Source organism: candidate division WOR-3 bacterium (genome assembly GCA_039801365.1).
Lineage (GTDB): Bacteria > Hydrothermota > Tepidihabitantia > Tepidihabitantales > Tepidihabitantaceae > JBDRUN01.
The window spans coordinates 1-19478 of record JBDRUN010000044.1; the positions used below are offsets into that span (position 1 = coordinate 1).

The following is a 19478-nucleotide window of genomic DNA, read 5'->3' on the forward strand; positions in this document are numbered from 1 at the left end:
TTCCTGATCAGGAAATCCACGCTTCAGGCCGTTGAGCGAGCAGGTCGCAGCAGACTGTGTGCCGGCCGTTTCATAGGCTGCGATAGCTGGAATAGCGGCGTCAGCCTCACCGAGAATCACAATCCTCTCAACTGCATTCCTGAGTTCGCGGATATTGCCCGGCCAGTCATAGGAACAGAGTCTCGCCATTGTCACCTGAGAAATCTGCTTAGACTGGAGCCCGTGTTCCCGGGATAGGGTTCCGACAAAATGAGCCACCAAGCGCGGGATATCTTCCTTGCGTTCGCGTAGAGGAGGCAGATTAACCGACACGACGTTCAACCGGTAATACAGGTCTTCCCTAAACCGACCTTCGGTGATTGCTCTCTCCAGATTCTTATTCGTTGCAGCAATTACCCGGATGTCAACCCTGATCGGTGTTCGACCGCCCACTCGTTCGAACTCACGTTCCTCAAGCACACGCAGTAACTTAGCCTGTAGAGTGAGACTCATGTCGCCGATTTCGTCAAGGAAGACCGTGCCGGTATCGGCGAGCTCAAGTTTCCCCTTCCGTTCAGTCACCCCGGTTGCAGTCCCTTTCTCGATACCGAACAATTCACTCTCAAGCAGCCCTTCGGGTATCGCGGCGCAGTTGATCGCGACAAATGGCTTGTCGGCCCGTTTACTCTGACTGTGAATCAGCCGGGCAATGAGCTCCTTGCCGGTTCCACTCTCGCCCCGAATAAGCACGCACGCCCTAGTTGGTGCGACATTGCGAACTACCGCGACAACATCTTTCAGACTTGTTTCTGCACCTACAACCGTCTGCCCAGACACCACAGAATCTGTCCTTGTCATTTCCGGTGCGCTTAGACTGGAAAGCCGCTCCCATCCGACAGCAATAACGTTCCCAACTGCACGCCAGAGCATCCTATCCGCTCGGAGTGGCACCTTGGTAGCCCATCTCAAGTAGAGAAAACTCTGTTCCCTTCCAGGTTTTCCGAAGGGACAATAGACGCTTGACTGCGTCACTTCCAGTCGGTCCTTTTGCCGATGGACCAACGAGTCATCAGAACCTGTGTTACCAAACGCGAACGTCCGACCGGCATCGTCAACTATCTTACCCGAATCGAACCCAAGCACCACGCTGAGTTGCCGGAGGACGCCCATGGCCAGTTCCTCGAAAGTATTGGCCCTGAGGCAAATGCCGCTCAACCGGTTGAGCAGTAGCACCGGCCGGTTCCCAGGCGACCCCAGAAGAAGGGCGGCTGTCACCGCATCCTGTTCTTGTGGGGTGCCGAGACTTTGGAATATCTCCTCAGCCCGATGAAGATGCTTGTGGGCGGACACTATCCTGCCTAACTCGGTAAGCGCTCGGCCGCAGTCAAGGTGCACGCGACCGAGTTCATAGTTACACCCGATATCGTCCAGGGAGCTTATTGACTTTCGGTACCACCCGATAGCCTCTTTGCAGCAACCTTTGGCTACACACAGGTTACCCATCATCCGCCAGACTCGCGCTGCTTCAATCCGTAGCCCAGGCCTATCCGCAAGTTCCATTGCCTGGTGAACAGTCTGTTCGGCATCACTGACCTCGCCCAGCGCCAACTGCAACTCAGCCATTCTGCAGTAGCCCTCGAGCAGTTCAGGGATATTCTCCATCTGTAGCGCCATTCTAATATTCTGCTCATAGCAGTCCCGCGCCAGCGCCAGTTTGCCTTGGCGGAAATGTAGCTCACCGAGGTTTCCCAGTATGTCCGACTTGGCACCCATATCTGAGGTTGCCTCTGACTGTTGCAGTGCCGCTTCGAGTTGAGTTCTTGCCTCCTCAAATTTACCCAGTCTGAAGTAGGCTTCACCTAAGTTATCGCGGCAGACCAGACTGTTAACTAGACTACCGCTCAACTCTGCCTCAACTAGGGCCCGTGATAGATAGTCTGATGCGGTATTCCAGTCTCCCTGAGTGGCGTAGATAGTACCTATCTTCAACCGCGCTGCACCGGCCCGATAGGTGTCGCCCAGCTTCACAAACAACTCCAAGCTGCGTTGACCGCAACTCATAGCGCCTGCAAAGTTACTTCGCTGAAGCAACAGACTACTAAGCATTGCCAGTGTGGTGGCGCTAGCCTGGTCATCCCTCTCAGCCTGGCTCAGTATCAGAGACTGGTTCAGGAGTTCCTCGGCGCGGTCCAAGTCACCCATCAGCGATGTCACCATGCCCAGCGTGGTGAGACAAGCCGCTTCCAGAGACCTGTCCTTGGCTGTCCGGGCTGAGTCCAGCGCCAGCTGTCCGTACTCCAGTGCCCGGCCAACTTCACCCATGTGCCAGCACACATCAGATATCAGGTTGGCTGCCCGCGCCATCTCCGCGAACTTGCCCCCAGCCTGCGCAAGCCTAAGTGCGTCCGACGCGTGGACACGCGCCGCTGCTAAGTCATACCGGTATGCCTCCCTCGCCAGCTCCAGGCGAGCCTCGATTTCCTCAGACAGACGCTGGGTGACTGTCGGCCGCACACGTGTCAGACTGGTATCGTCAGCCGGCGGAGCTGCCTTGCTACCCGAGCCTGGCTTCACCATCGGTGACATAGTGATAGCTTGCACGGAAACTGTCGGACAGTCAAGGACTCGAGGGTTGCCAATACGGGCACAATAGTTGACACAATCATTCCTGACGGTGCTAAACGGCCACCCCTGACTTGGGCGCGACCGAAGTCAGTACTTTGCTGCAACCGGCATCCGGCGGCCCGCGCCGAATGCCTTGGTGGTAACCTTGATGCCCGGTGCGGCCTGACGGCGTTTATACTCGCTCTTGCGCACCGCAGTCACAACCCATTCAACCGTCTTCTTCTCAAGCCCGGCCGCAACAATCTCCTCTACCGACTGGTCCTGCTCCAAGTACCGGGCTAAGATCTCGTCCAGAATCTCATACGGCGGAAGCGTGTCCTGATCGGTCTGATTGGGCCGCAGTTCGGCTGAAGGCGCTTTCTCGATGGTCGCGCGCGGTATTAGTTCCCGCTCCCGGTTGATGTAACGCGCCAGTTCATAGACCATCGTTTTAGGCACGTCGGCCAGCACTGCGAGCCCGCCGCTCATATCACCATACAGGGTGCAGTACCCGACAGCAAGCTCACTCTTGTTTCCTGTGGTTATGACAAGGTGACCGAACTTGTTCGACAACGCCATCAGAATGTTACCCCTGACCCGGGCCTGGATGTTCTCTTCGGCCAGACTGACGAAGACCGACGACTGAAGGTTGACGGCGCCCGGGTCCGCTACCTGCGAGCTATGCGCCGTAAGCCATGGACCCACAGCCCGCAGATAGCTATGATAGACATCGGCAATTGGAATCTCTAGGAACCTGATGCCAAGATTAGCGGCAAGCCGCCTTGAGTCATCCACACTGCCCTTGGATGAATATTCCGAGGGCATGGTCACGCCAAGCACGTTGTTCGGACCGAGCGCCGCAACTGTAATGCAGCACGCAACCGCAGAGTCAATCCCGCCGGAAAGTCCGAGCACCGCCTGCTTGAACCCACACTTACGGGCATAGTCCCTAACGCCGAGAACCAAAGTCCGGTACACTGATTCAACCCTACCCAACGGTCTAAAGTTCTCCGGCCTTCCCTTTGCCGTGGTGTCAACGATCGCAACCTGCTCAGTGAAAGGTTCCATCACAAGAATCGGCTCGCCCTGAGCGTCTAACGCCATACTCCGGCCATCGAACACAAGCTCGTCGTTCGCACCAACCTGGTTCAGGAACACGAAGGGTAGTCCGTGCCTCCTGGCGTGGCTGGAAATCAGACTGTATCGCAGCTCTTCCTTCCCGATCCAGAACGGCGAGGCTGCGATTGTCACAAGCAACGAAGCACCGGCCTCGGCCAGTTCCGCAACCGGGTTGCGGTCATATGGCCTACGAAACCGGTCATCGGCTATTGGCGATCGGTCATTGTTGCCCGGTGGCCCGTTCCACGCATCCTCACAGACCGATATGCCCAAAATCTCGTTGCCGAGTCTTACGGTCTGGATACACGGTGCCGGCTCGAAGTAGCGCAGTTCGTCGAACACATCGTATGTCGGCAGCAGAGTCTTCGGCTGAGAGAGGAGCCTATTCCCACCGAGGAATAGCACCGCCGCATTGTACAGGGGCTTGCCAATGGCGAGTCCTGTCCGAACCGCAGCCCCGAGCAGAATCCCGGTCTTGGAGAACTTTCTTGAAATCCTGGCAACCTGTTCCAGTGCTTCTCCCTGCCGGGCAATGAACCAGCCGCGCTCCAGAAGGTCAAGCGGTGGATAGCCGACTAGGAACAGCTCTGGGAACACCACGAGGTCCGGTCGCTCTGCTGATACCTGCACAAGCGTCTGCTCAAGAAGCGCTAGGTTGTTCTCGATATCGCCGACAATTGGATTCAACTGGGCAAGTGCAATCCGCATTATTTACAGCGTATCCGTGCCGCATCTCTTGTCAACGAGTCCGGCCGAGGTAGAATTCCATCTAGGTGTTTCCCCTTGTAACCCTGGTACTCGCACTGCTTCCAGGCCAGAACCTAACTTCGGAAAGCCCCGGTTCTGCGGCTGAGAGCATACCCAATCTTTCCAGCCATACCGTTGTCTTCTCGGTTGACGATGGCTACCATTCGGTGTTCACCAACATCTACCCATTACTGCGCAAGTACCGAATGACGATGACCCTCGCCCTTATTGTGGACTACGTCGGCCCAGGCAAACGGCCCTCGTACCGGCCCGCGGCAAGGTTCATGAACCAAGCAGAAGTCCAGGAACTCATTGACTCCTGCGGCATCGAAGTCGCAAGCCACAGCATGTCTCACCCATTCCTGACTAGACTCGACAGCACCAAGGCCTGGACCGAAATCAGCCAGTCAAAACAGGTCCTCGAGTCTCTGTTCGGCACTGAGGTCATAACCTTTGTCTACCCTTACGGCGATATGAATACCCGGATCCGTCGCATGACCAAGCAGGCCGGATACCGGCTGGGCCGGGCCGTTGTACCGGGTGAGCCGAACCTCTGGTTGGAGCCCTATCGGCTACCGACCCTGGAGCTGCGCCGGGAGACCAATCTGGCCGACGTCAAGCGCACCATTGCCAGACGTCGTACCACAATCCTGCTCCTGCATCAGATTGTAGCCAGTCCGTCTTCATTCACTGAATGGAACCTGGCCGACTTTGAGAGACTGCTCGAGTGGATGGCCGCGACCCGGGTCAGGGTTATAACCCTGGCTCAGTTATACCGCGAATGGTGGTTCGAGAAGCTAGGGCGAATGATGCAACAGATGGCGGCCGCGTATCCAGACCGCCGCAAACAACTACTATTCGAGGAGGTAAACGTCGACGCTACCGGCACTAATTATCCCCGCTGAGCGGAATGCTTCGATATTGTCCTTTGAGCCTACAAATATGTCAACGTGTTTTCCCTTGACTGCACTACCAATGTCGTGGGCCCGAAAAACGCCGTTGAGTCGCCGGCCATTGACCACCACGTTCTCGGCCTGCGGAATGTAAACCATGGCACCAATTGGCACAACCCTAGGGTCAACCGCGATTGACTTAAGTTCTGTAAGCTTATACCCGTTGATCCCAGCAAACTGACTGTCCACCTGCACCCGGCCGGCCTTCTTCAGCCAGCTTATGTTCCTGCCATCCCTCAGCCTTCCCGCGGCCTCGACCTTGAAGTCCTCGACAAATTCCCTTGAGAACCTTCCGACCAAGTTGCCCCTTGTATCATACAGGGGGACCTGTTTCGTGTCAGGGTAATCCTTTTCCTCAACTATCCAGTAAAAGGTCGTCTTGAACTTGCCAAGGTACCGGGCCTCAGGTATGCCAGGCGGCGGCCCAGGATTCTCAAACAACCAATCCGGCGGCTCCAACCTGGTACTCACCGCGGTTGTCTGCACCCTTGGACCGAGACAGCCCAAGGCAACTATTATGAGGCCTACTGGCCACTTGCGCATTGTTTCAATTATGGCCCATTTCCGGCCGCCTTGTCAAGTCGTACCTAAGCGCAGCCCGCCCCGGAATTGGGTCTATTCTAGTAAGATTTTGATATTAGACTACTTACGCCTGCGCGGAACGAGCTTCAACACCCCGGCGCCCTGGCTAACAGGCTTGTAAAGTCGTACAACAGGGATAACGTACTCAAGGAACAACAGGACCAAACCCAGCCCGAGCATTATCTGCCTTACCAATCTCGCAGCATCTGTCTTCAGGAACGTCCAATGCAGCGGGTCAGCCCAGGCAAACAGTGCCAAGCCAAGTATGATAAATACCAATATGTTAGCTACTGTGCGGACGGTGTTCCAGGCCTTGACCCTATAGGCCAGGACCGGGTCCGACACCGTTATCTCGTCAACCTGCTGCTTTACCGCATCCTTGAGTTCTTTCAGAGTGCTGACATGCATGTCTAACTACCCCTTTTGCTCTTTCGTTTACGTCTCGAGGACTTGGTGTCCTTTCCTGAACGCTGGTCGGCCTTGGCTGTGATACGGGCTTGAGCTGTAACATCCTCATTTTCAATAGATTCAGCAAATGTTTCCTTACCGACGACCATGCTAGTTTGTACTGACTCGACCACTAACGGCCTTGGCCTTGGTAGTTCTGGCTTGAGCACATCGGGCAGGCGACCGAACAGTTCCTCATAAGCTTTGGGATACGTGTCCTTACCCGATGCCAGAGCAAGCGTTAGCGGCATAACATGCCTCGCCTGCTCGACCATCCGGTTGGCGATATCCCTAATGTCCCATTGGGCGCTCATATCCTCCCTCAATCGTGCGATATGATAAAGCTCTCTCGCATTGACTGTTACGAGTACTCGTCGCTGATGAGCATTTGTCAGGACATACTGCGCCGCGGCCGGGCTATGGCCGGCTATCTTGCTGTAAGTATCTTCGGTCCGGGCGAGAATCTCCTTGAAGTTCTTGTGTTCCTTTATTTCGGCAACCGAAACCGGTATCGTCCATCCAACGTTCGGATTGTACGGTTGGCAGGTGACGGTCATCAGCCGGTGACGCTTGAGCTGGGCAAACGCCGATGCGGAGATTATGAGTTCAAATGTAACATAGAGGTGCTCAAACTCCCTCAGCACCGCATCATACGACTGCAAATCCTGCATTGCCTGCTTGAATATCTCTTTCTTTCGCGCAAGAGTCTGACGCTCTATCCGGCTCAAGCACTCGGCAAACGAGACCCCGGAATGAGAGTGCAGCAGAGCAGCAAGCAGTTTGTTATCCGCGTTCGGCGTGTAGTCAACAAGGGTAACGTCGGAGGCTGAATGGGCAATAAAGTTCTTAGGCCGCCTTGGAAATGCCGGTACCATGAAGCTCGTTGCATAGTCGCGTAGCCGCGCGCGCGTCGTGCTCTCATAATCGGTCGGCCCGGTGAAAACCAAAAGGGACGGTGCTACTGCGACCGCCTGTCGGTACAACTCGGCCCCAAGCTGCCTTGCCTCCGCCAAATCTGCGGCCGCAAGCCGTCGCACAATAAGCTCTAGGTTACGGGCATTTACCGTCATCCCAAGCTGGGTCTGAGTGGCAAGCGAGGTAACATAACGTGCGTCTTCCTTCGCCGCATTCTCGATCGCTATCGGGTCTGCCGCAAGTGAAGGGTGTTTCTCCTTAAGATACTGCTGCAGTCGGTCGCACAGCAGATGGTAGTAGCGGTACTGCAGCCTCACCGTCGCCACAAACTCGTCGCGTAGCTCTTGGTCGTCAAGCTCAGCCGGCACGGTAAAACCATCATCCACAGTGACGTAGCGCTGAGACCGTTCAGTGTAGGAATTCAGACGGTGGTGCTCGAGTATTTCAGCTGCGAGCCGGGAAATGCCGGAAATGTCGAAGTTGAACACTGCGTGCTCGGCAATAGAGTGGTGGCCCATGTCAAACACTATCGTCTGGTTTGACCGACGAGACCGGTGCACCTCCTTACGCGCCTCACGCCTGAGCTCCTCGACCGACTTCGTACTGCGGCTTACCCGTGCATAAGCTGCCGAAAACGTCTCCGGGGTCGCGGGAAAAGAAAGCTCTTGAACCAGCTCGTGCTCGACGTTATACCCGGCAAGATTGACTTTCATGCAGGCCAGAGAATATTGAACCTCCTCACAAAGTCAAGCCACCAGCGTGCCAGTCTCACCAAGGAACATCCCCCTCAGGCGAGCGGTAGCTCCGGTTCATCCGGACCGGCCTCAGCAGGACCGTTCACCAGGCGCTCCTGCTCCGGACTGAGCTGCCCGACGAGTCCAAGAAGCTGCTTCATCATCACTGCGTTTCTAGCTGCCGCGCCGGCATGGCAATTATTGAAGAAAGCAAACGCCTGCCGTGCACCGCTGATTGTAGCCTCAAGCGGTTCAACAAAGTCCGCAAGCTCATCCCTGGAGTATAGGTAGTTGTACCGTTCTTCCCGTGAAGCCTTGAACCAGTGTCGGTTTCTTCCGTGAAATCTGAAATAGGCAATATCCGAGGTGCGCCTAGGGTCAAAAGGCATTAGTCTGGGCAGTTGCGGCTCATCCACGACACAGTAGCCGATGCCTATCTCAGTAAGGGTCCGATAGGTACTGTCCCGCACCCATGCCTTATTCCGAAACTCCACAACCACCGGCACACCAGGCAACCGCTCCCGTAGCCTAGCCAGGTAATCGCGGCTGTCCGGGCTTGGCCAGAAGAAGGACGGCAGTTGCACCAAGACACACCCAAGCTTCCCGGAAGCCATAAGTGGCACCAAGCCTTCCCGAAACTGTCTGAATACCATACTCAAATCCTTCATTCTACCCCGCCCTCGACTCGCTGGCATTCGTACGCCTTCTGCTCGTGACCTTGTATTCGCTCGGGCACTCTGGCTTCCGGTATCTGGTATCGGGCATTCGACATTGCTCTCTCCTCCCTCCTCCCAGATGTCGTGAGTCATCTCTCTGTGTGAGCGGACGACAAAACGGAAGTTGTCCCGGGTTCGCTTGACCAGTGACTCCATCGTATGCAGCTTCGGCATTGAGTAGTAAGTAAAGTTCAGCTCGACCGTGTCGAAACCAAGCACCTGCTCATAGTACTCAAGCATCATTGCTCTGGGCAGGTTCTTCGGATACACTGGCCCAACCCAGTCAGCGAATGAGAACCCGCTTGTGCCGACTCGCAGGCGTGGTTCACCATTCTGACTTCTAACCGACATCTGGTCGCCACCCACGCCACAATTCTACCCCGCTTTTTTGGCCCTTCCACCCCTTGTGAGCACAAGTATGTCCCTTCCTAAAAAGCCAAGTCTCAAACAGACCTTACCCAAACCACAACACTACATTGTACCGTTGCACCGTCGCAGCGGGATTCCACCTACCGGGTAGGCGCCGAGCTAGTAGTCTGGTTGAGTGCTATCAGTCAGCCTGTAGTGCTCCTTGCCAAAAAGAAGGTGCGGCCCGCGGCCGCACTCTGAATGGCTTCGAAAACCGTTAGGCCTGCTCGGCACCGACCGCCCGCTTGCCGGCCTTCTTCCTCACGTATTCGTCCCGGTATCTTATTCCTTTGCCACGGTATGGGTCCGGCGGTTTGATGGCGCGAATCTGTGCCGCAATTTGACCAACCGCGTGCCGGTCAACACCCTTGACCGTTATTTCAAACATTTGTTGCTTGGTGTCGTCCGGGTTCGGCGCCTGGGTGACTTCAAATGTGATACCCGGCGGCGCAACAACATCAACCGGATGCGAGAAACCACACTGAATCTGGACTCCTTCCTTAGTCTTCTGTACCCGATATCCCATACCACGAACCTGGAGCACGCGCTCGAAACCAGAAACTACCCCGACCATTGCGTTACTCAGATGTGAACGCAGCGTGCCGACATGAGCCCGCTCAGCCCCAGGTCCAGGTTCTACAACAAGCTGTCTGGTTTCGACCTTCACACTCAGCCCGGGTAGGACTGGGACGACAATCGAACCGAGCTTACCCGTAACGGTCACAGAACCAACATCCACCTTGACCTGTACCCCGTCCGGAATTCCCAGCGGCCGATATACCTTTGCCATCGCTACCAGACCTTGCAGACCAGTTCTCCGCCAATACGTTCACGCTCGGCCTCGCGGCCGGTCATAATACCACGCGAGGTAGAAAGCACCGCAAGCCCGAGTCCGCCCAGTACCTGCGGTATCGAATCAGCGCTGACGTAAACCCGGCGACTCTGTCGAGAGACTCGCTCCAGGCCCCGGATTACCGAGCTACCGTCTTCGTTGTACTTGAGCGTGACAAGGAGCATCTTCTTCGTGCCCTCCCCGTCAACCTGGAAGTTCGAAATATAGCCCTCCTCCAGAAGAATCCGGGCAATCTCGTGCTTCATCTTGGAGAACGGGACCCGCACTTCCTTGCGTCTGACACTCAGACCGTTCCGAATTCTGGTCAGAAAATCAGCAATCGGGTCCACTTCAGCTCCTCCTACCAAGTCGCTTTACGCACGCCCGGCAGTTCGCCGCGCAGCGCCAGTTCACGGAAGCAAAGCCGACAAAGTCCGAACTTACGGTAAACTGCGCGCGGCCGGAAGCACCGCTGGCATCGGCTGTGTTTGCGCACCTTATACTTGGGCATACGCTTGGATTTAACGATCAGTCCCAGTCGCGCCATTCCCTATTTCCTCCTAAAGGGCAACCCAAGCGCGGCAAGGAGTGCTCGCGCTTCGTCGTCGTGCCGGGCATTGGTATGAAATGTGATGTTCATGCCGGTCACCTTCTTCACCTTGGCCGCCTCGATTTCTGGGAAAATCAACTGCTCGGACAGCCCCAGGCTGTAGCCGCCGCGGCCATCGAATGCGTCGGGTGAGAACCCCTGAAAATCGCGGATTTTCGGCACGGCGAAGTTGAAGAACCGGTCAATGAACTCGTACATCCGGGCCCCGCGCAAAGTCACCTTAAGCCCGAGCGGCATTCCTTTCCTAATCTTGAACGCGGAAATTGCGCGCTTGGCAAGCGTACGTGCCGGTTTCTGACCGGTAATCATCGCTAGGTCCTCGGCAATTGTGTCGAGCACCTTCGCGTCAGCGACTGCATCCTTGGTTGTCACATTCACCACAACCTTGACGAGTCGCGGCACCTGATGGGGGTTACGATACCCAAACTGTTTGGTGAGTGCCGGCACAATCTTCTTTAGGTACTGCTCTTTGAGCCTTGGTATCATGCGTCAATTATCTCGTCACACTTGCGGCAGATTCTGACCCGTCGGCCTTCGTGCGGTTCGCGCCTGACCTTTGTCTTCCTACCGCACTTCGGGCACAGAAGCACGAGGTTAGAGACATCAAAAGGTATCGGCAGATCAATTATCCCGCCCGGCTTGGTGGTACCCTGTGGCCGCTGGTGTTTCTTCGCGAGGTTGAGCCCGTCAACGATGACTCTCACGCGGCCGGTCATCTTCTCCTTCTCAACCCGCAGAATCTTGCCCCGCCGGCCCCGCTCCTCACCGACCAGAACTTCAACCAGGTCACCCTTGCGCAGATTCACTATACCACCTCAGCAGCCAGTGATACAATCTTCGTAAACTTGCGGTCGCGCAGCTCGCGTGCCACCGGCCCGAAGACCCGGGTACCCTTGGGCTCACCTTTTTCATCCACCAGCACGCAGGCATTGTCATCAAACCGCACATAGCTCCCGTCCGGCCGACGAAACTCCTTGCGAGTTCTTACAACCACAGCGCGTGCCTTGTCCCCGGGCTTTATCGGGCCGGACGGAATCGCATCCTTGACCGTCACAAAGACCGTATCGCCAAGCGTACCAAACTTGCGCTTTGACCCGCCGTAGATCTTGATGACCATCGCGACCCGGGCCCCCGAATTGTCTGCAACCACCAACCGGCTGTATTCCTGAATCATACCTTCTTCACCACCCGCCAGCGCTTGAGCCGGGACAAAGGCCGCGTCTCCATCAGGAGTACGCGGTCACCGGGCTCACACTGATCCTGCTCATCGTGCGCGTAAAGCTTGGTCCTGCGTCTCACGTACTTCTTGTATTTCGGGTGCATTTCCAGCCGGTCAACGAGCACCACGACCGTCTTCTGCATCGCTGCGGACTTCACCGTGCCAATAACCGTCCGGCGCTTCCTATCCATCTTTCTTCACCCCGTGTTCTATGGCCGCCCGCTTCTCTCGAAGCACGGTCAGACAGCGGGCGATGTCTCGGCGCAGCATCCGGAGTCGCAGCGGATTGGGCAACTGCTCACTTGCCTTGCGCAAATTGAGCTTGAAGAGTTCGTCGCGTAACTCGGTCAGCCTGCGTTCGAGTTCCTCAGTCCCAAGTTCGCGCAGCTCAGAAGCCCTCATACGTCATCTCCTGCCTGGTTACGAACCGAGTCCGGCACGGCATCTTGCTTGCGGCTAAACGCAGCCCGAGCCGCGCCTCAGCCTTGGTCAGGCCGCCGAGTTCAAACATCACGGTACCGGGCTTGACCACCGCGACCCAGAACTCAGGTGAGCCCTTACCCTTGCCCATCCTGGACTCGGCCGCCTTCTTGGTCACCGGTTTGTCCGGGAAAATCCTTATCCAAAGCTTGCCGGCCCGCTTCAACACCTTGGCTAGGCAGAGCCGGGCCGCCTCAATCTGCCGGGCCGTAATCCACGATGGCTCAAGCGCCATGAGGCCATATTCGCCAAAGTCAACCCGGTTGGCCGCGGTCGCTTTACCGCTGCGCCGGCCTCGCTGGGCTTTACGGTACTTAACACGCTTGGGCATCAGCATGACGTGCACTCCGTCCTAAGCTCTACGCTGCCGGCTCGACACCGCAGTCCGAAGTCGGGCATCATCTCGCACGTCATCGTCATGTCTTCACGGCCGGGGTGATGTCGCCCTTGTAAATCCAAACCTTGACACCAACCGTGCCGGCGATCGTCTTTGCTACATCAACGGCGTAGTCAATATCAGCCTTCAGGGTATGCAACGGTACTCGGCCCTCGCGGTACCACTCGCTGCGGGCAATTTCGCGACCACCGAGCCGGCCGCCGACCATGACCTTGATTCCAAGCGCACCCAGTCTCAGGGCCTGGGTCACGGCCCGCTTCATCGCCCGGCGGTGGGCCACCCGCTGTTCCAATTGTCGGGCCACGCTCTCGGCAACAAGCTTGGCCTCGAGCTCCGGCACCCGCACGACCTCAACCAAAATCTGTACGTCGCCGTGTCCGATGAGCCGCTTCACTTCCTCACGCAATAGCTCAAGGTTCTGCCGCCGTGCGCCGAACACCATGCCTGGCCGGGCGGTATAGACAGTGATTGTCGTCCGGTTCGCCACGCGCCGAATTTCAATGTTAGAGATCATCGCCTCGGACAGCTTGGCCTCGATGTAACGCCTTATCTGGAGGTCTTCATGCAGGAAGTTCCGGTAGTTTTTCCTGTCGAACCAGGCCGACTTCCAGCTCTTGGTAATCCCCAGCCTGAAACCCAACGGGTGCGTCTTCTGGCCCATCGTCTAAACCTTCACTCCCTTCCTCGTCGCCACGCTCACCGTCACGTGCACCGACCGTTTCCGGATAATCGTTGCCATCCCGCGCGGACCGGGTTGCCAGCGTTTCATCACCGGTCCCTGATCGGCCCTGACGTCGGTCACGACCAAGTCCTCTTCCCGTAGCTTCGCCTTACCGGCCATGGAAACAGCGTTGGCAACGGCGGAACGCAAGGTCTTCAGCACCGGTGCTTTTGTCGGCTTGGGCAGATAGATGAGAGTCCGGAGTGCGGTGGGCACATCCTTACCGCGGATGAGCTCACATACCAGCCGGAGCTTCTTAGCTGAACCACGCTGAAACCGGCTGACTGCACGTGCTTCCATAGACTACTCCGCGACCTGCCTGTTCAACTTCAGCATCATCATGTAGTCTGCTCTTCCACTTTCTTTCTCGGCCCAGAGTGAGCGCGAAATATCCTTGTCGGTGCGAACTCGCCCAGCTTGTGTCCGACCATCCGCTCAGTGATATATACCGGTACGAACCGGTTCCCGGCGTGGACAGCCAGGGTGAAACCAACGAACTCGGGCGGAATCACACTGCGCCGGGCGTAGGTCTTGATGGTCCTTTTCTCACCCGACTCGGCCATCTGCCGCACCTTGCGGAAAAGTTTCTCGTCAATGTACGGCCCTTTGCTTATGGAACGTCCCATTACCGCTTTCTCCGCTGTAGAATCAACCGGCTCGATTTCTTCCTGCGGTTGCGAGTCTTGGCACCCTTGGCTGGAAACCCGGACTCCGAGCATGGATGTCGGCCGCCCGACGACTTGCCCTCGCCGCCACCCATCGGATGGTCAATCGGATTCATTGCCACGGCCCTGACCCGTGGCCGCCGGCCCATATGTCGTGCCCGACCCGCACTGCCGATGGAGATATCCTTATGCTCGGCATTGGACACCTTGCCGATGGTCGCAAAACACCCCAGGTCGAATTTCCTTATCTCACCGGACGGCAGCCGCACCACACCCCACTTTTCCTCTTTTGCCAAGAGCTGGGCCGAAGTCCCGGCCGACCGCACAAGAAACGACTTGCCGCCCGGGTAGAGCTGCAGATTGTGAATCTCCACTCCGGCCGGTATTTCGGAAAGCGGCATCGCATTACCTGGTCTCATCGGCAAGCCGGTGCCGGCTGCAACCTGGTCACCGACTGCCATACCGTCGGCATGTAGAATGTAGCGATACTCGCCGTCTGCGTATTTTACCAGCGCAATCCGGGCTGAACGATTCGGGTCGTACTCAACCGACACCACCTCGCCCCACACCCCGCGCTTGGTCCGCCGGAAATCAATCAGGCGATAGTGACGCTTCTCACCACCGCCTCGGCACTTTACTGTCAACCGCCCCTGATTATTCCGGCCGCCGGTCTTGTGCAAAGGTCTGACCAACGGCCAGTGCGGCTCAGTTCTGGTAATCTCCTCAAACGTGTAGCCGGTGCGGTGTCGCCTCGACGGTGTTGTCGGCCGATACGTCTTGATGCCCATACTAGCGCTCCAGTGCTTCGATGCGCTCGCCCTGTTTCACAGTCACGACCGCTTTCTTCCAGTTCGGCCGCCGTCCCACAAACATCCCCATCCGACGCTGCTTGCCGAGCATGTTCATCACCCTCACGTCCTCGACATGCACCTTGAACAACTGCTCAACCGCGCGCCGAATCTCAATCTTATTGGCCTTGGCTGCAACGCGGAATGTGTACTGATTCTGGTTAGCCTTGAGTCGCTCAGCCTTCTCAGTAACCACTGCGCCCAACACTATCGGCCCGGTCATGACGCCCTCTGTGCAACGGCCAGGAACCTCTCCAGCCCGGTCCGTGTGAATACTACTCTCTCGTGTCTTAGCACCGCATACGGATTCAAGAGCACCGACGGCATGACCGTTAGCCACGGGACGTTGCGGCTTGCCCGCGTAATCTTCTCAGACGCGGCGCCAACAAGAAGCAGAACCCTTTTGCTCCCTGCCTCGCGCTCAGATTCCGCGTCTGCCCGTCCTTCGGAGGAACCTGTCAGGACCTTCTCCTCGGCCGGCGGCTGCTCCTGCTTTGCTTGAGCCTTGGGGCTTGTGCCTTCCGGGCCCAGTCCCATCGCCTTCAGGATTCCTACAAGTTCCTTGGTCTTCGGTTGATTCAATTCAAAGTCCTCGACCACGACGATTCCTCCCTCGGCGTGCCGGGCCGACAGTGCCGAAACCAAGGCCGCACGACGTTTCTTCTTCGGAATGGCCTGCGAGTAGTCCCGCGGCTTCGGCCCCCAGGCAATCCCGCCACCGACGAATATCGGTGACCGACGTGACCCGTGCCGAGCTCGGCCAGTATGCTTCTGCCGATAAGGCTTCTTGCCGGTACCCGACACCTCGCCTCTGGTCTTAGTCGCGGCCGTACCCTGGCGCTGATTGGCAAGGAACGCCTTCACCGATTCCCAGACCAGACTCGAGTGGACCGGCTGACCAAACACCGCCTCCGGCAATTCCACCTTGCCTTTCACAGCACCATCAGCACCCAGGACGTCAATCATGACTTCTTCCTGACAATCACCACTCCACCCCTGGGACCAGGTATTGCGCCGGTAACGAACAAACGGCCCAGTCCAGATTCAACCTTCACGACCCTAAGGTTTTTCACCGTGACCTGCTCATTGCCGTAGTGTCCGGGCAGATGCCGGCCACGCAGCACGCGCCCTGGCGATGACCCGGCACCAACCGAGCCAGTACGGCGATGGGACATTGAACCGTGGCTTCTTGGTCCGCTTGACCAATTCCAACGCTCGACCCCACCAGCAAAACCGCGACCCCGTGTCCGGCCGACAACGTGCACTATCTCGCCGGGCTTGAACGCATCCACGGTCAGATGCTGGCCCGGCTTGAGTCCAGCGCAGGCACTTGCCTCTGCCTCGCCCAGACGGACTTCACGCAACAGCCTCACCGGCAAAACCCCGGCCCGCTTGAAAACGCCTGCCCTTGGCTTGGTTAGTCGCTTCTTGTTTGCCTTGCCGAACCCAAGCTGGAGCGCGTCATACCCGTCAGCGTCCTTAGTCCGGCGTCGGACCAGAACGCAATCAGTACCGACCTCAATTGCGGTGACTGGCACAGCCCGGCCTTGCTCATCAAAAAGCTGGCTCATCGCACCCTTGCGTCCCAGAAGCGCGCAGGTTGGGGCCGGGCCGCTCTCAGCTCGTTGCTCAACGTTCGACATCTGACTTCCTTAAGCGGACTTTATCTCCACCTCAACACCGGCCGGGACTTCGAGCTTCATCAAGGCATCAACCATCTCAGCGGTGGCATTCGAGATCTCAATCAGCCGCTTATGAACGCGCAGCTCAAACTGCTCGCGCGACCGCTTATCCACATGCGGTGACCGCAGAACGGTAAAAAGCGTACGCTTCGTGGGCAGCGGCACCGGCCCGGAGACCTGTGCGCCGGTCCGCTTTGCCACGTCAACGATGTCCCGGGCTGACTGGTCCAGGACCCGGTGGTCATAAGCCTTCAGCTTGATTCGTATCTTCTTCGATGCTCTTATCAAACTCATTTCAAGACAAAATAATACCTCTCGAACTCACACTCTCATAACAGTCCGTTTGTGCAGGGCGGCTTACAGTCTGCCCTCTGCGCCCTTCTGGCGCTAGCCGTGAAATATACCCAAAGAACTCTGCATGTCAACGGTTGAAGTTATCAGACCCGATTTTTCTTTCCCGGCTCTTTGGGCCCACTGGCCACGTTTCTAGGGCTGCTCGTATTTCACGAGCTCGGCCACCCGGTACTGCTCGTGCCTTACGCCATCCTTCTCCCAGACCGACCTGATCTCCCACTTCACCGGACCGACACCGGGCGCGAACCACTGATGCATCGCCCAGTCTGCATACGCTCTAAGCACCGCTACCTTATAGCAGTCCAGGAACACCCCGGCCTCGGTCGCAAGCGTCTCACAGGCGACGACCTCGAACCGTTGCCGACGTGCGTCTGATTCGAACCAGCTCTTGCCCTTCGCCAGCGGCAAAGAAAGAAACAAAAACTCGGCAGCCGGCTTGCCTCTCCTTGGCAGTAATTGGACAATCGCGTCCCTTTCCCGGCGAAAGTAGGCATAACTCGATGGCCCGGAATCGTGCGGGGTCTCGACAACCCATACCTTGCCAACTCCGGGCAGCTTCCTCTCACCAATGACTACTGAGACTGGCTTGACTTCTACTGTAACGCTCGTATCGCCGTTCTCAACGCTCCGAGTAATGATTCTCATTGACTTCCGTGCACCCGCAACCAGCGGAAAATAGTCGGGCTCCTTCCTTCCGCCGCACCCGGCGAATGCGACTAGTACAACACCGGCAACAAAGCAGAATCTTCTCATCGGCAACTAGTAGGCTAGACATGACTTGGTTCATGTCAAGCCGGGGTTTACCTGAGCAGCGGCATAAGAACACCAAACACCAGGTGTCCGCACCACAGGTCAGACACCCGGCCATGGCACTGCCCAAGAAGAACTCTGATAGCACAACTCGGGCAGATTGTGCGCACAAGATTCGAACAATCACTGGCATAGCCTCTTTGCCAGCCGCTCTAACTACCTCTGGCAATCCGATCCAATCTCAGATTCTGGCGACAGTTAGGCCTCAATCTCTTTCACTAATCAGGACCTTGACCAGTCTTCCACCTCATCGTGAAGCTATGACTCGGATTCAACACGCTACTCGGATACTGACTGAGTGGGGGAGTCACTCCCCCTGCCAGACAGGCTCAAATGCGTCAGGCAAGACCGCCAGCAACCAAAATATCGTAACCACCGTAAGGATAAGAAGATAGAAATGAGACAATGCAAAGGGCTGGTAGTAGTAGGCCGGCACAACCCGCGTTTTCCGAGGAACTTAGGCCGTCATCTCTGGGCTGAAGAACGGCTGTCGTCGCGAGGCGCAAGGTGACGAGAGAGTTCGCCTGTCGGGTTCGGGCTTCGAGCAAGACCTGTGGGCAAGACCTGATGATGGCGGGCTGGACCATCCTCCAAACTTCAGCCGGGGCGGCGCAAAGCCACCCCGGCTGAATTGGTCCGATTAGACCTGTCGGTCCTATTTCTGCACCACGAGCTTCTGCGTCTGCGTGAGCCCGTCCGCGTCAAACCGGACGAGATACACGCCCGCTGGAACCTTGCGAAGGTCCAGTGTGATACCAGAGACCAGATTCCCGATACCAAATTGACGAAGTACCGCCCGACCGGCAATGTCGAACACAGTGATGCTAACGGGTCCAGGTTTGGGTAGACTGTAGCGCAGTGTCACAAAGCCGGCGGTTATCGGGCTCGGGCTGATTGCTAACTGCAAACTACTAACTGCCGACTTACCTGTCTGCACTCCGCTACGGGCTTGCGGCGTGAGGCGTGAGGCTTGAAGCGTTCCTTGCACGTATCGCCAGAACTCGTACGTCTTGTTGCCCTTGAGCGCGAAGAATGCGCCGCCACCATAGGCAACAAGGTCACCACCAGCCTTCACGTACTTCTTGCTGCCCGCACTGCCGTTGCCTGGCACCGTCTCCAGCTCGGCCCAGCTATTCGATTCTGGCGCATAGCGGTAGAAGTGCTGAGTGTTCCCGCCCTTCAGAGCATATAGACCACCATCATACCACGCACCCGAAGCACCGTCCTTGGACTTCTTGTCCTTGGTGCTGCCGCCCTGCAGCCCGGCAAGCGGCATGCCCTTCAACGGCGCAGTCTGCCACTGCCCGGTCCCGAGGTCGTACTTGAACATGTAGTGGTTTGTGCCGTCGTTGTACTTTGCCTGGTGCGCATAGATATAGTTCACACCGTCATACACAAGAAACGAGCCTTTGTCGTACTTCTGCTTGTTCGCTCCGTACGGCACTTCTGGCAGGGTGTCCCATCTTCCAGCTACTGGGTTATACCGGTAGAACTCGGTCTTGTAACCCTTCAGTAGGTACACGCAGCCAGTGTCCTTGTATGACGCAAACACCATGTCCGTGCCGCCTTTGACCCGCTTGTTGTATCTACCCAGCGGCACGCCGGTCATGCTGTCCCACTGGTTCGCCTCAATGTCATAGCGCCAGAATCCAAGGG

General features: G+C 57.1%; 25 protein-coding genes and 2 pseudogenes. 1 reads left to right on the forward strand and 26 read right to left on the reverse strand.

The window, feature by feature from the left end; all coding sequences use genetic code 11:
* Nucleotides 1-99 precede the first annotated feature (99 nt).
* The 3 genes and pseudogenes from ABIL25_06695 to ABIL25_06705 all read right to left on the reverse strand — a co-directional run bounded on the left by ABIL25_06695 (nucleotide 100) and on the right by ABIL25_06705 (nucleotide 4410).
* Nucleotides 100-1149: pseudogene (locus ABIL25_06695) on the reverse strand (sigma 54-interacting transcriptional regulator).
* A gap of 147 nt (nucleotides 1150-1296) precedes the next feature.
* Nucleotides 1297-2565, reverse strand: a pseudogene (locus ABIL25_06700) (tetratricopeptide repeat protein).
* Between the two features lie 126 nt (nucleotides 2566-2691).
* Nucleotides 2692-4410 (reverse strand): NAD+ synthase, encoded by a 1719-nt coding sequence (locus ABIL25_06705; protein ID MEO0081963.1) that lies wholly within the window; start codon nucleotides 4408-4410, stop codon nucleotides 2692-2694.
* A gap of 65 nt (nucleotides 4411-4475) precedes the next feature.
* Between ABIL25_06705 and ABIL25_06710 the strand changes: the two genes are divergently transcribed.
* Entirely contained in the window at nucleotides 4476-5354 is an 879-nt protein-coding gene (locus ABIL25_06710; protein MEO0081964.1) for a polysaccharide deacetylase family protein, read from the forward strand.
* Here the strand turns inward: ABIL25_06710 and ABIL25_06715 are convergent.
* The 23 genes from ABIL25_06715 to ABIL25_06825 all read right to left on the reverse strand — a co-directional run.
* Nucleotides 5304-5945 (reverse strand): 3D domain-containing protein, encoded by a 642-nt coding sequence (locus ABIL25_06715; protein MEO0081965.1) that lies wholly within the window; start codon nucleotides 5943-5945, stop codon nucleotides 5304-5306. The genes ABIL25_06710 and ABIL25_06715 overlap by 51 nt on opposite strands.
* 99 nt (nucleotides 5946-6044) lie before the next feature.
* Nucleotides 6045-6392: a hypothetical protein gene (locus ABIL25_06720; GenBank protein MEO0081966.1), complete on the reverse strand. Its 348-nt coding sequence runs from the start codon at nucleotides 6390-6392 to the stop codon at nucleotides 6045-6047.
* A gap of 2 nt (nucleotides 6393-6394) precedes the next feature.
* Nucleotides 6395-8059: an FAD-dependent thymidylate synthase gene (locus tag ABIL25_06725; GenBank protein ID MEO0081967.1), complete on the reverse strand. Its 1665-nt coding sequence runs from the start codon at nucleotides 8057-8059 to the stop codon at nucleotides 6395-6397.
* 74 nt (nucleotides 8060-8133) lie between these two features.
* Nucleotides 8134-9147 carry a DUF72 domain-containing protein gene (locus ABIL25_06730; protein MEO0081968.1) on the reverse strand — a complete coding sequence of 338 codons (1014 nt, stop codon included), beginning with the start codon at nucleotides 9145-9147 and terminating at the stop codon, nucleotides 8134-8136.
* A gap of 274 nt (nucleotides 9148-9421) precedes the next feature.
* Nucleotides 9422-9994, reverse strand: a complete 573-nt coding sequence (locus ABIL25_06735) for a 50S ribosomal protein L6 (protein ID MEO0081969.1) — start codon at nucleotides 9992-9994, stop codon at nucleotides 9422-9424.
* A gap of 2 nt (nucleotides 9995-9996) precedes the next feature.
* Entirely contained in the window at nucleotides 9997-10386 is a 390-nt protein-coding gene (gene rpsH, locus ABIL25_06740) for a 30S ribosomal protein S8 (GenBank protein ID MEO0081970.1), read from the reverse strand.
* Between the two features lie 11 nt (nucleotides 10387-10397).
* Complete coding sequence (locus ABIL25_06745) at nucleotides 10398-10583, reverse strand: type Z 30S ribosomal protein S14 (protein ID MEO0081971.1); 186 nt, start codon at nucleotides 10581-10583, stop codon at nucleotides 10398-10400.
* A gap of 3 nt (nucleotides 10584-10586) precedes the next feature.
* Entirely contained in the window at nucleotides 10587-11129 is a 543-nt protein-coding gene (rplE, locus tag ABIL25_06750; GenBank protein MEO0081972.1) for a 50S ribosomal protein L5, read from the reverse strand.
* Nucleotides 11129-11452 (reverse strand): 50S ribosomal protein L24, encoded by a 324-nt coding sequence (gene rplX, locus ABIL25_06755; protein ID MEO0081973.1) that lies wholly within the window; start codon nucleotides 11450-11452, stop codon nucleotides 11129-11131. The genes rplE and rplX overlap by 1 nt, the downstream gene beginning before the upstream one ends.
* Nucleotides 11452-11820: a 50S ribosomal protein L14 gene (gene rplN, locus ABIL25_06760; protein ID MEO0081974.1), complete on the reverse strand. Its 369-nt coding sequence runs from the start codon at nucleotides 11818-11820 to the stop codon at nucleotides 11452-11454. The genes rplX and rplN overlap by 1 nt, the downstream gene beginning before the upstream one ends.
* Nucleotides 11817-12056 (reverse strand): 30S ribosomal protein S17, encoded by a 240-nt coding sequence (rpsQ, locus tag ABIL25_06765; GenBank protein MEO0081975.1) that lies wholly within the window; start codon nucleotides 12054-12056, stop codon nucleotides 11817-11819. Before rpsQ ends, rplN begins: the two co-directional genes overlap by 4 nt.
* Complete coding sequence (gene rpmC, locus ABIL25_06770; GenBank protein MEO0081976.1) at nucleotides 12049-12267, reverse strand: 50S ribosomal protein L29; 219 nt, start codon at nucleotides 12265-12267, stop codon at nucleotides 12049-12051. The genes rpsQ and rpmC overlap by 8 nt, the downstream gene beginning before the upstream one ends.
* Complete coding sequence (gene rplP, locus ABIL25_06775) at nucleotides 12254-12682, reverse strand: 50S ribosomal protein L16 (GenBank protein MEO0081977.1); 429 nt, start codon at nucleotides 12680-12682, stop codon at nucleotides 12254-12256. The genes rpmC and rplP overlap by 14 nt, the downstream gene beginning before the upstream one ends.
* Before the next feature lie 79 nt (nucleotides 12683-12761).
* Nucleotides 12762-13403 carry a 30S ribosomal protein S3 gene (gene rpsC, locus ABIL25_06780; GenBank protein ID MEO0081978.1) on the reverse strand — a complete coding sequence of 214 codons (642 nt, stop codon included), beginning with the start codon at nucleotides 13401-13403 and terminating at the stop codon, nucleotides 12762-12764.
* Nucleotides 13404-13406: 3 nt separating this feature from the next.
* Nucleotides 13407-13763, reverse strand: coding sequence for a 50S ribosomal protein L22 (rplV, locus tag ABIL25_06785; GenBank protein MEO0081979.1), 357 nt, complete (start codon nucleotides 13761-13763; stop codon nucleotides 13407-13409).
* Between the two features lie 38 nt (nucleotides 13764-13801).
* Nucleotides 13802-14089 carry a 30S ribosomal protein S19 gene (gene rpsS / locus ABIL25_06790; protein ID MEO0081980.1) on the reverse strand — a complete coding sequence of 96 codons (288 nt, stop codon included), beginning with the start codon at nucleotides 14087-14089 and terminating at the stop codon, nucleotides 13802-13804.
* Nucleotides 14089-14916, reverse strand: coding sequence for a 50S ribosomal protein L2 (gene rplB / locus ABIL25_06795; protein MEO0081981.1), 828 nt, complete (start codon nucleotides 14914-14916; stop codon nucleotides 14089-14091). The genes rpsS and rplB overlap by 1 nt, the downstream gene beginning before the upstream one ends.
* A gap of 1 nt (nucleotide 14917) precedes the next feature.
* Nucleotides 14918-15199, reverse strand: a complete 282-nt coding sequence (locus tag ABIL25_06800) for a 50S ribosomal protein L23 (protein MEO0081982.1) — start codon at nucleotides 15197-15199, stop codon at nucleotides 14918-14920.
* Nucleotides 15196-15942, reverse strand: a complete 747-nt coding sequence (gene rplD, locus ABIL25_06805; protein MEO0081983.1) for a 50S ribosomal protein L4 — start codon at nucleotides 15940-15942, stop codon at nucleotides 15196-15198. The genes ABIL25_06800 and rplD overlap by 4 nt, the downstream gene beginning before the upstream one ends.
* Nucleotides 15939-16619, reverse strand: coding sequence for a 50S ribosomal protein L3 (rplC, locus tag ABIL25_06810; GenBank protein MEO0081984.1), 681 nt, complete (start codon nucleotides 16617-16619; stop codon nucleotides 15939-15941). The genes rplD and rplC overlap by 4 nt, the downstream gene beginning before the upstream one ends.
* Nucleotides 16620-16628: 9 nt before the next feature.
* A complete protein-coding gene (gene rpsJ / locus ABIL25_06815; protein ID MEO0081985.1) occupies nucleotides 16629-16943 on the reverse strand; it encodes a 30S ribosomal protein S10 in 315 nt (104 codons plus the stop codon).
* Between the two features lie 201 nt (nucleotides 16944-17144).
* Entirely contained in the window at nucleotides 17145-17765 is a 621-nt protein-coding gene (locus ABIL25_06820; protein MEO0081986.1) for a hypothetical protein, read from the reverse strand.
* Nucleotides 17766-18477: 712 nt separating this feature from the next.
* Nucleotides 18478-19478 (reverse strand): T9SS type A sorting domain-containing protein (locus ABIL25_06825; GenBank protein MEO0081987.1); only part of this gene is annotated, 1001 nt, incomplete at its 5' end.

Excerpts from the sequence above, each read along its gene's own strand:
- ABIL25_06705 (MEO0081963.1), bottom strand. The coding sequence starts at position 4,410 with ATGCGGATTGCACTTGCCCAGTTGAATCCAATTGTCGGCGATATCGAG.
- ABIL25_06715 (MEO0081965.1), bottom strand. The coding sequence starts at position 5,945 with ATGCGCAAGTGGCCAGTAGGCCTCATAATAGTTGCCTTGGGCTGTCTC.
- ABIL25_06720 (MEO0081966.1), bottom strand. The coding sequence starts at position 6,392 with ATGCATGTCAGCACTCTGAAAGAACTCAAGGATGCGGTAAAGCAGCAG.
- ABIL25_06725 (MEO0081967.1), bottom strand. The coding sequence starts at position 8,059 with ATGAAAGTCAATCTTGCCGGGTATAACGTCGAGCACGAGCTGGTTCAA.
- ABIL25_06730 (MEO0081968.1), bottom strand. The coding sequence starts at position 9,147 with ATGTCGGTTAGAAGTCAGAATGGTGAACCACGCCTGCGAGTCGGCACA.
- ABIL25_06735 (MEO0081969.1), bottom strand. The coding sequence starts at position 9,994 with ATGGCAAAGGTATATCGGCCGCTGGGAATTCCGGACGGGGTACAGGTC.
- ABIL25_06745 (MEO0081971.1), bottom strand. The coding sequence starts at position 10,583 with ATGGCGCGACTGGGACTGATCGTTAAATCCAAGCGTATGCCCAAGTAT.
- rplN (MEO0081974.1), bottom strand. The coding sequence starts at position 11,820 with ATGATTCAGGAATACAGCCGGTTGGTGGTTGCAGACAATTCGGGGGCC.
- rpsQ (MEO0081975.1), bottom strand. The coding sequence starts at position 12,056 with ATGGATAGGAAGCGCCGGACGGTTATTGGCACGGTGAAGTCCGCAGCG.
- rpmC (MEO0081976.1), bottom strand. The coding sequence starts at position 12,267 with ATGAGGGCTTCTGAGCTGCGCGAACTTGGGACTGAGGAACTCGAACGC.
- rplP (MEO0081977.1), bottom strand. The coding sequence starts at position 12,682 with ATGCTGATGCCCAAGCGTGTTAAGTACCGTAAAGCCCAGCGAGGCCGG.
- rpsC (MEO0081978.1), bottom strand. The coding sequence starts at position 13,403 with ATGGGCCAGAAGACGCACCCGTTGGGTTTCAGGCTGGGGATTACCAAG.
- rplV (MEO0081979.1), bottom strand. The coding sequence starts at position 13,763 with ATGGAAGCACGTGCAGTCAGCCGGTTTCAGCGTGGTTCAGCTAAGAAG.
- rpsS (MEO0081980.1), bottom strand. The coding sequence starts at position 14,089 with ATGGGACGTTCCATAAGCAAAGGGCCGTACATTGACGAGAAACTTTTC.
- rplB (MEO0081981.1), bottom strand. The coding sequence starts at position 14,916 with ATGGGCATCAAGACGTATCGGCCGACAACACCGTCGAGGCGACACCGC.
- ABIL25_06800 (MEO0081982.1), bottom strand. The coding sequence starts at position 15,199 with ATGACCGGGCCGATAGTGTTGGGCGCAGTGGTTACTGAGAAGGCTGAG.
- rplD (MEO0081983.1), bottom strand. The coding sequence starts at position 15,942 with ATGATTGACGTCCTGGGTGCTGATGGTGCTGTGAAAGGCAAGGTGGAA.
- rplC (MEO0081984.1), bottom strand. The coding sequence starts at position 16,619 with ATGTCGAACGTTGAGCAACGAGCTGAGAGCGGCCCGGCCCCAACCTGC.
- ABIL25_06820 (MEO0081986.1), bottom strand. The coding sequence starts at position 17,765 with ATGAGAAGATTCTGCTTTGTTGCCGGTGTTGTACTAGTCGCATTCGCC.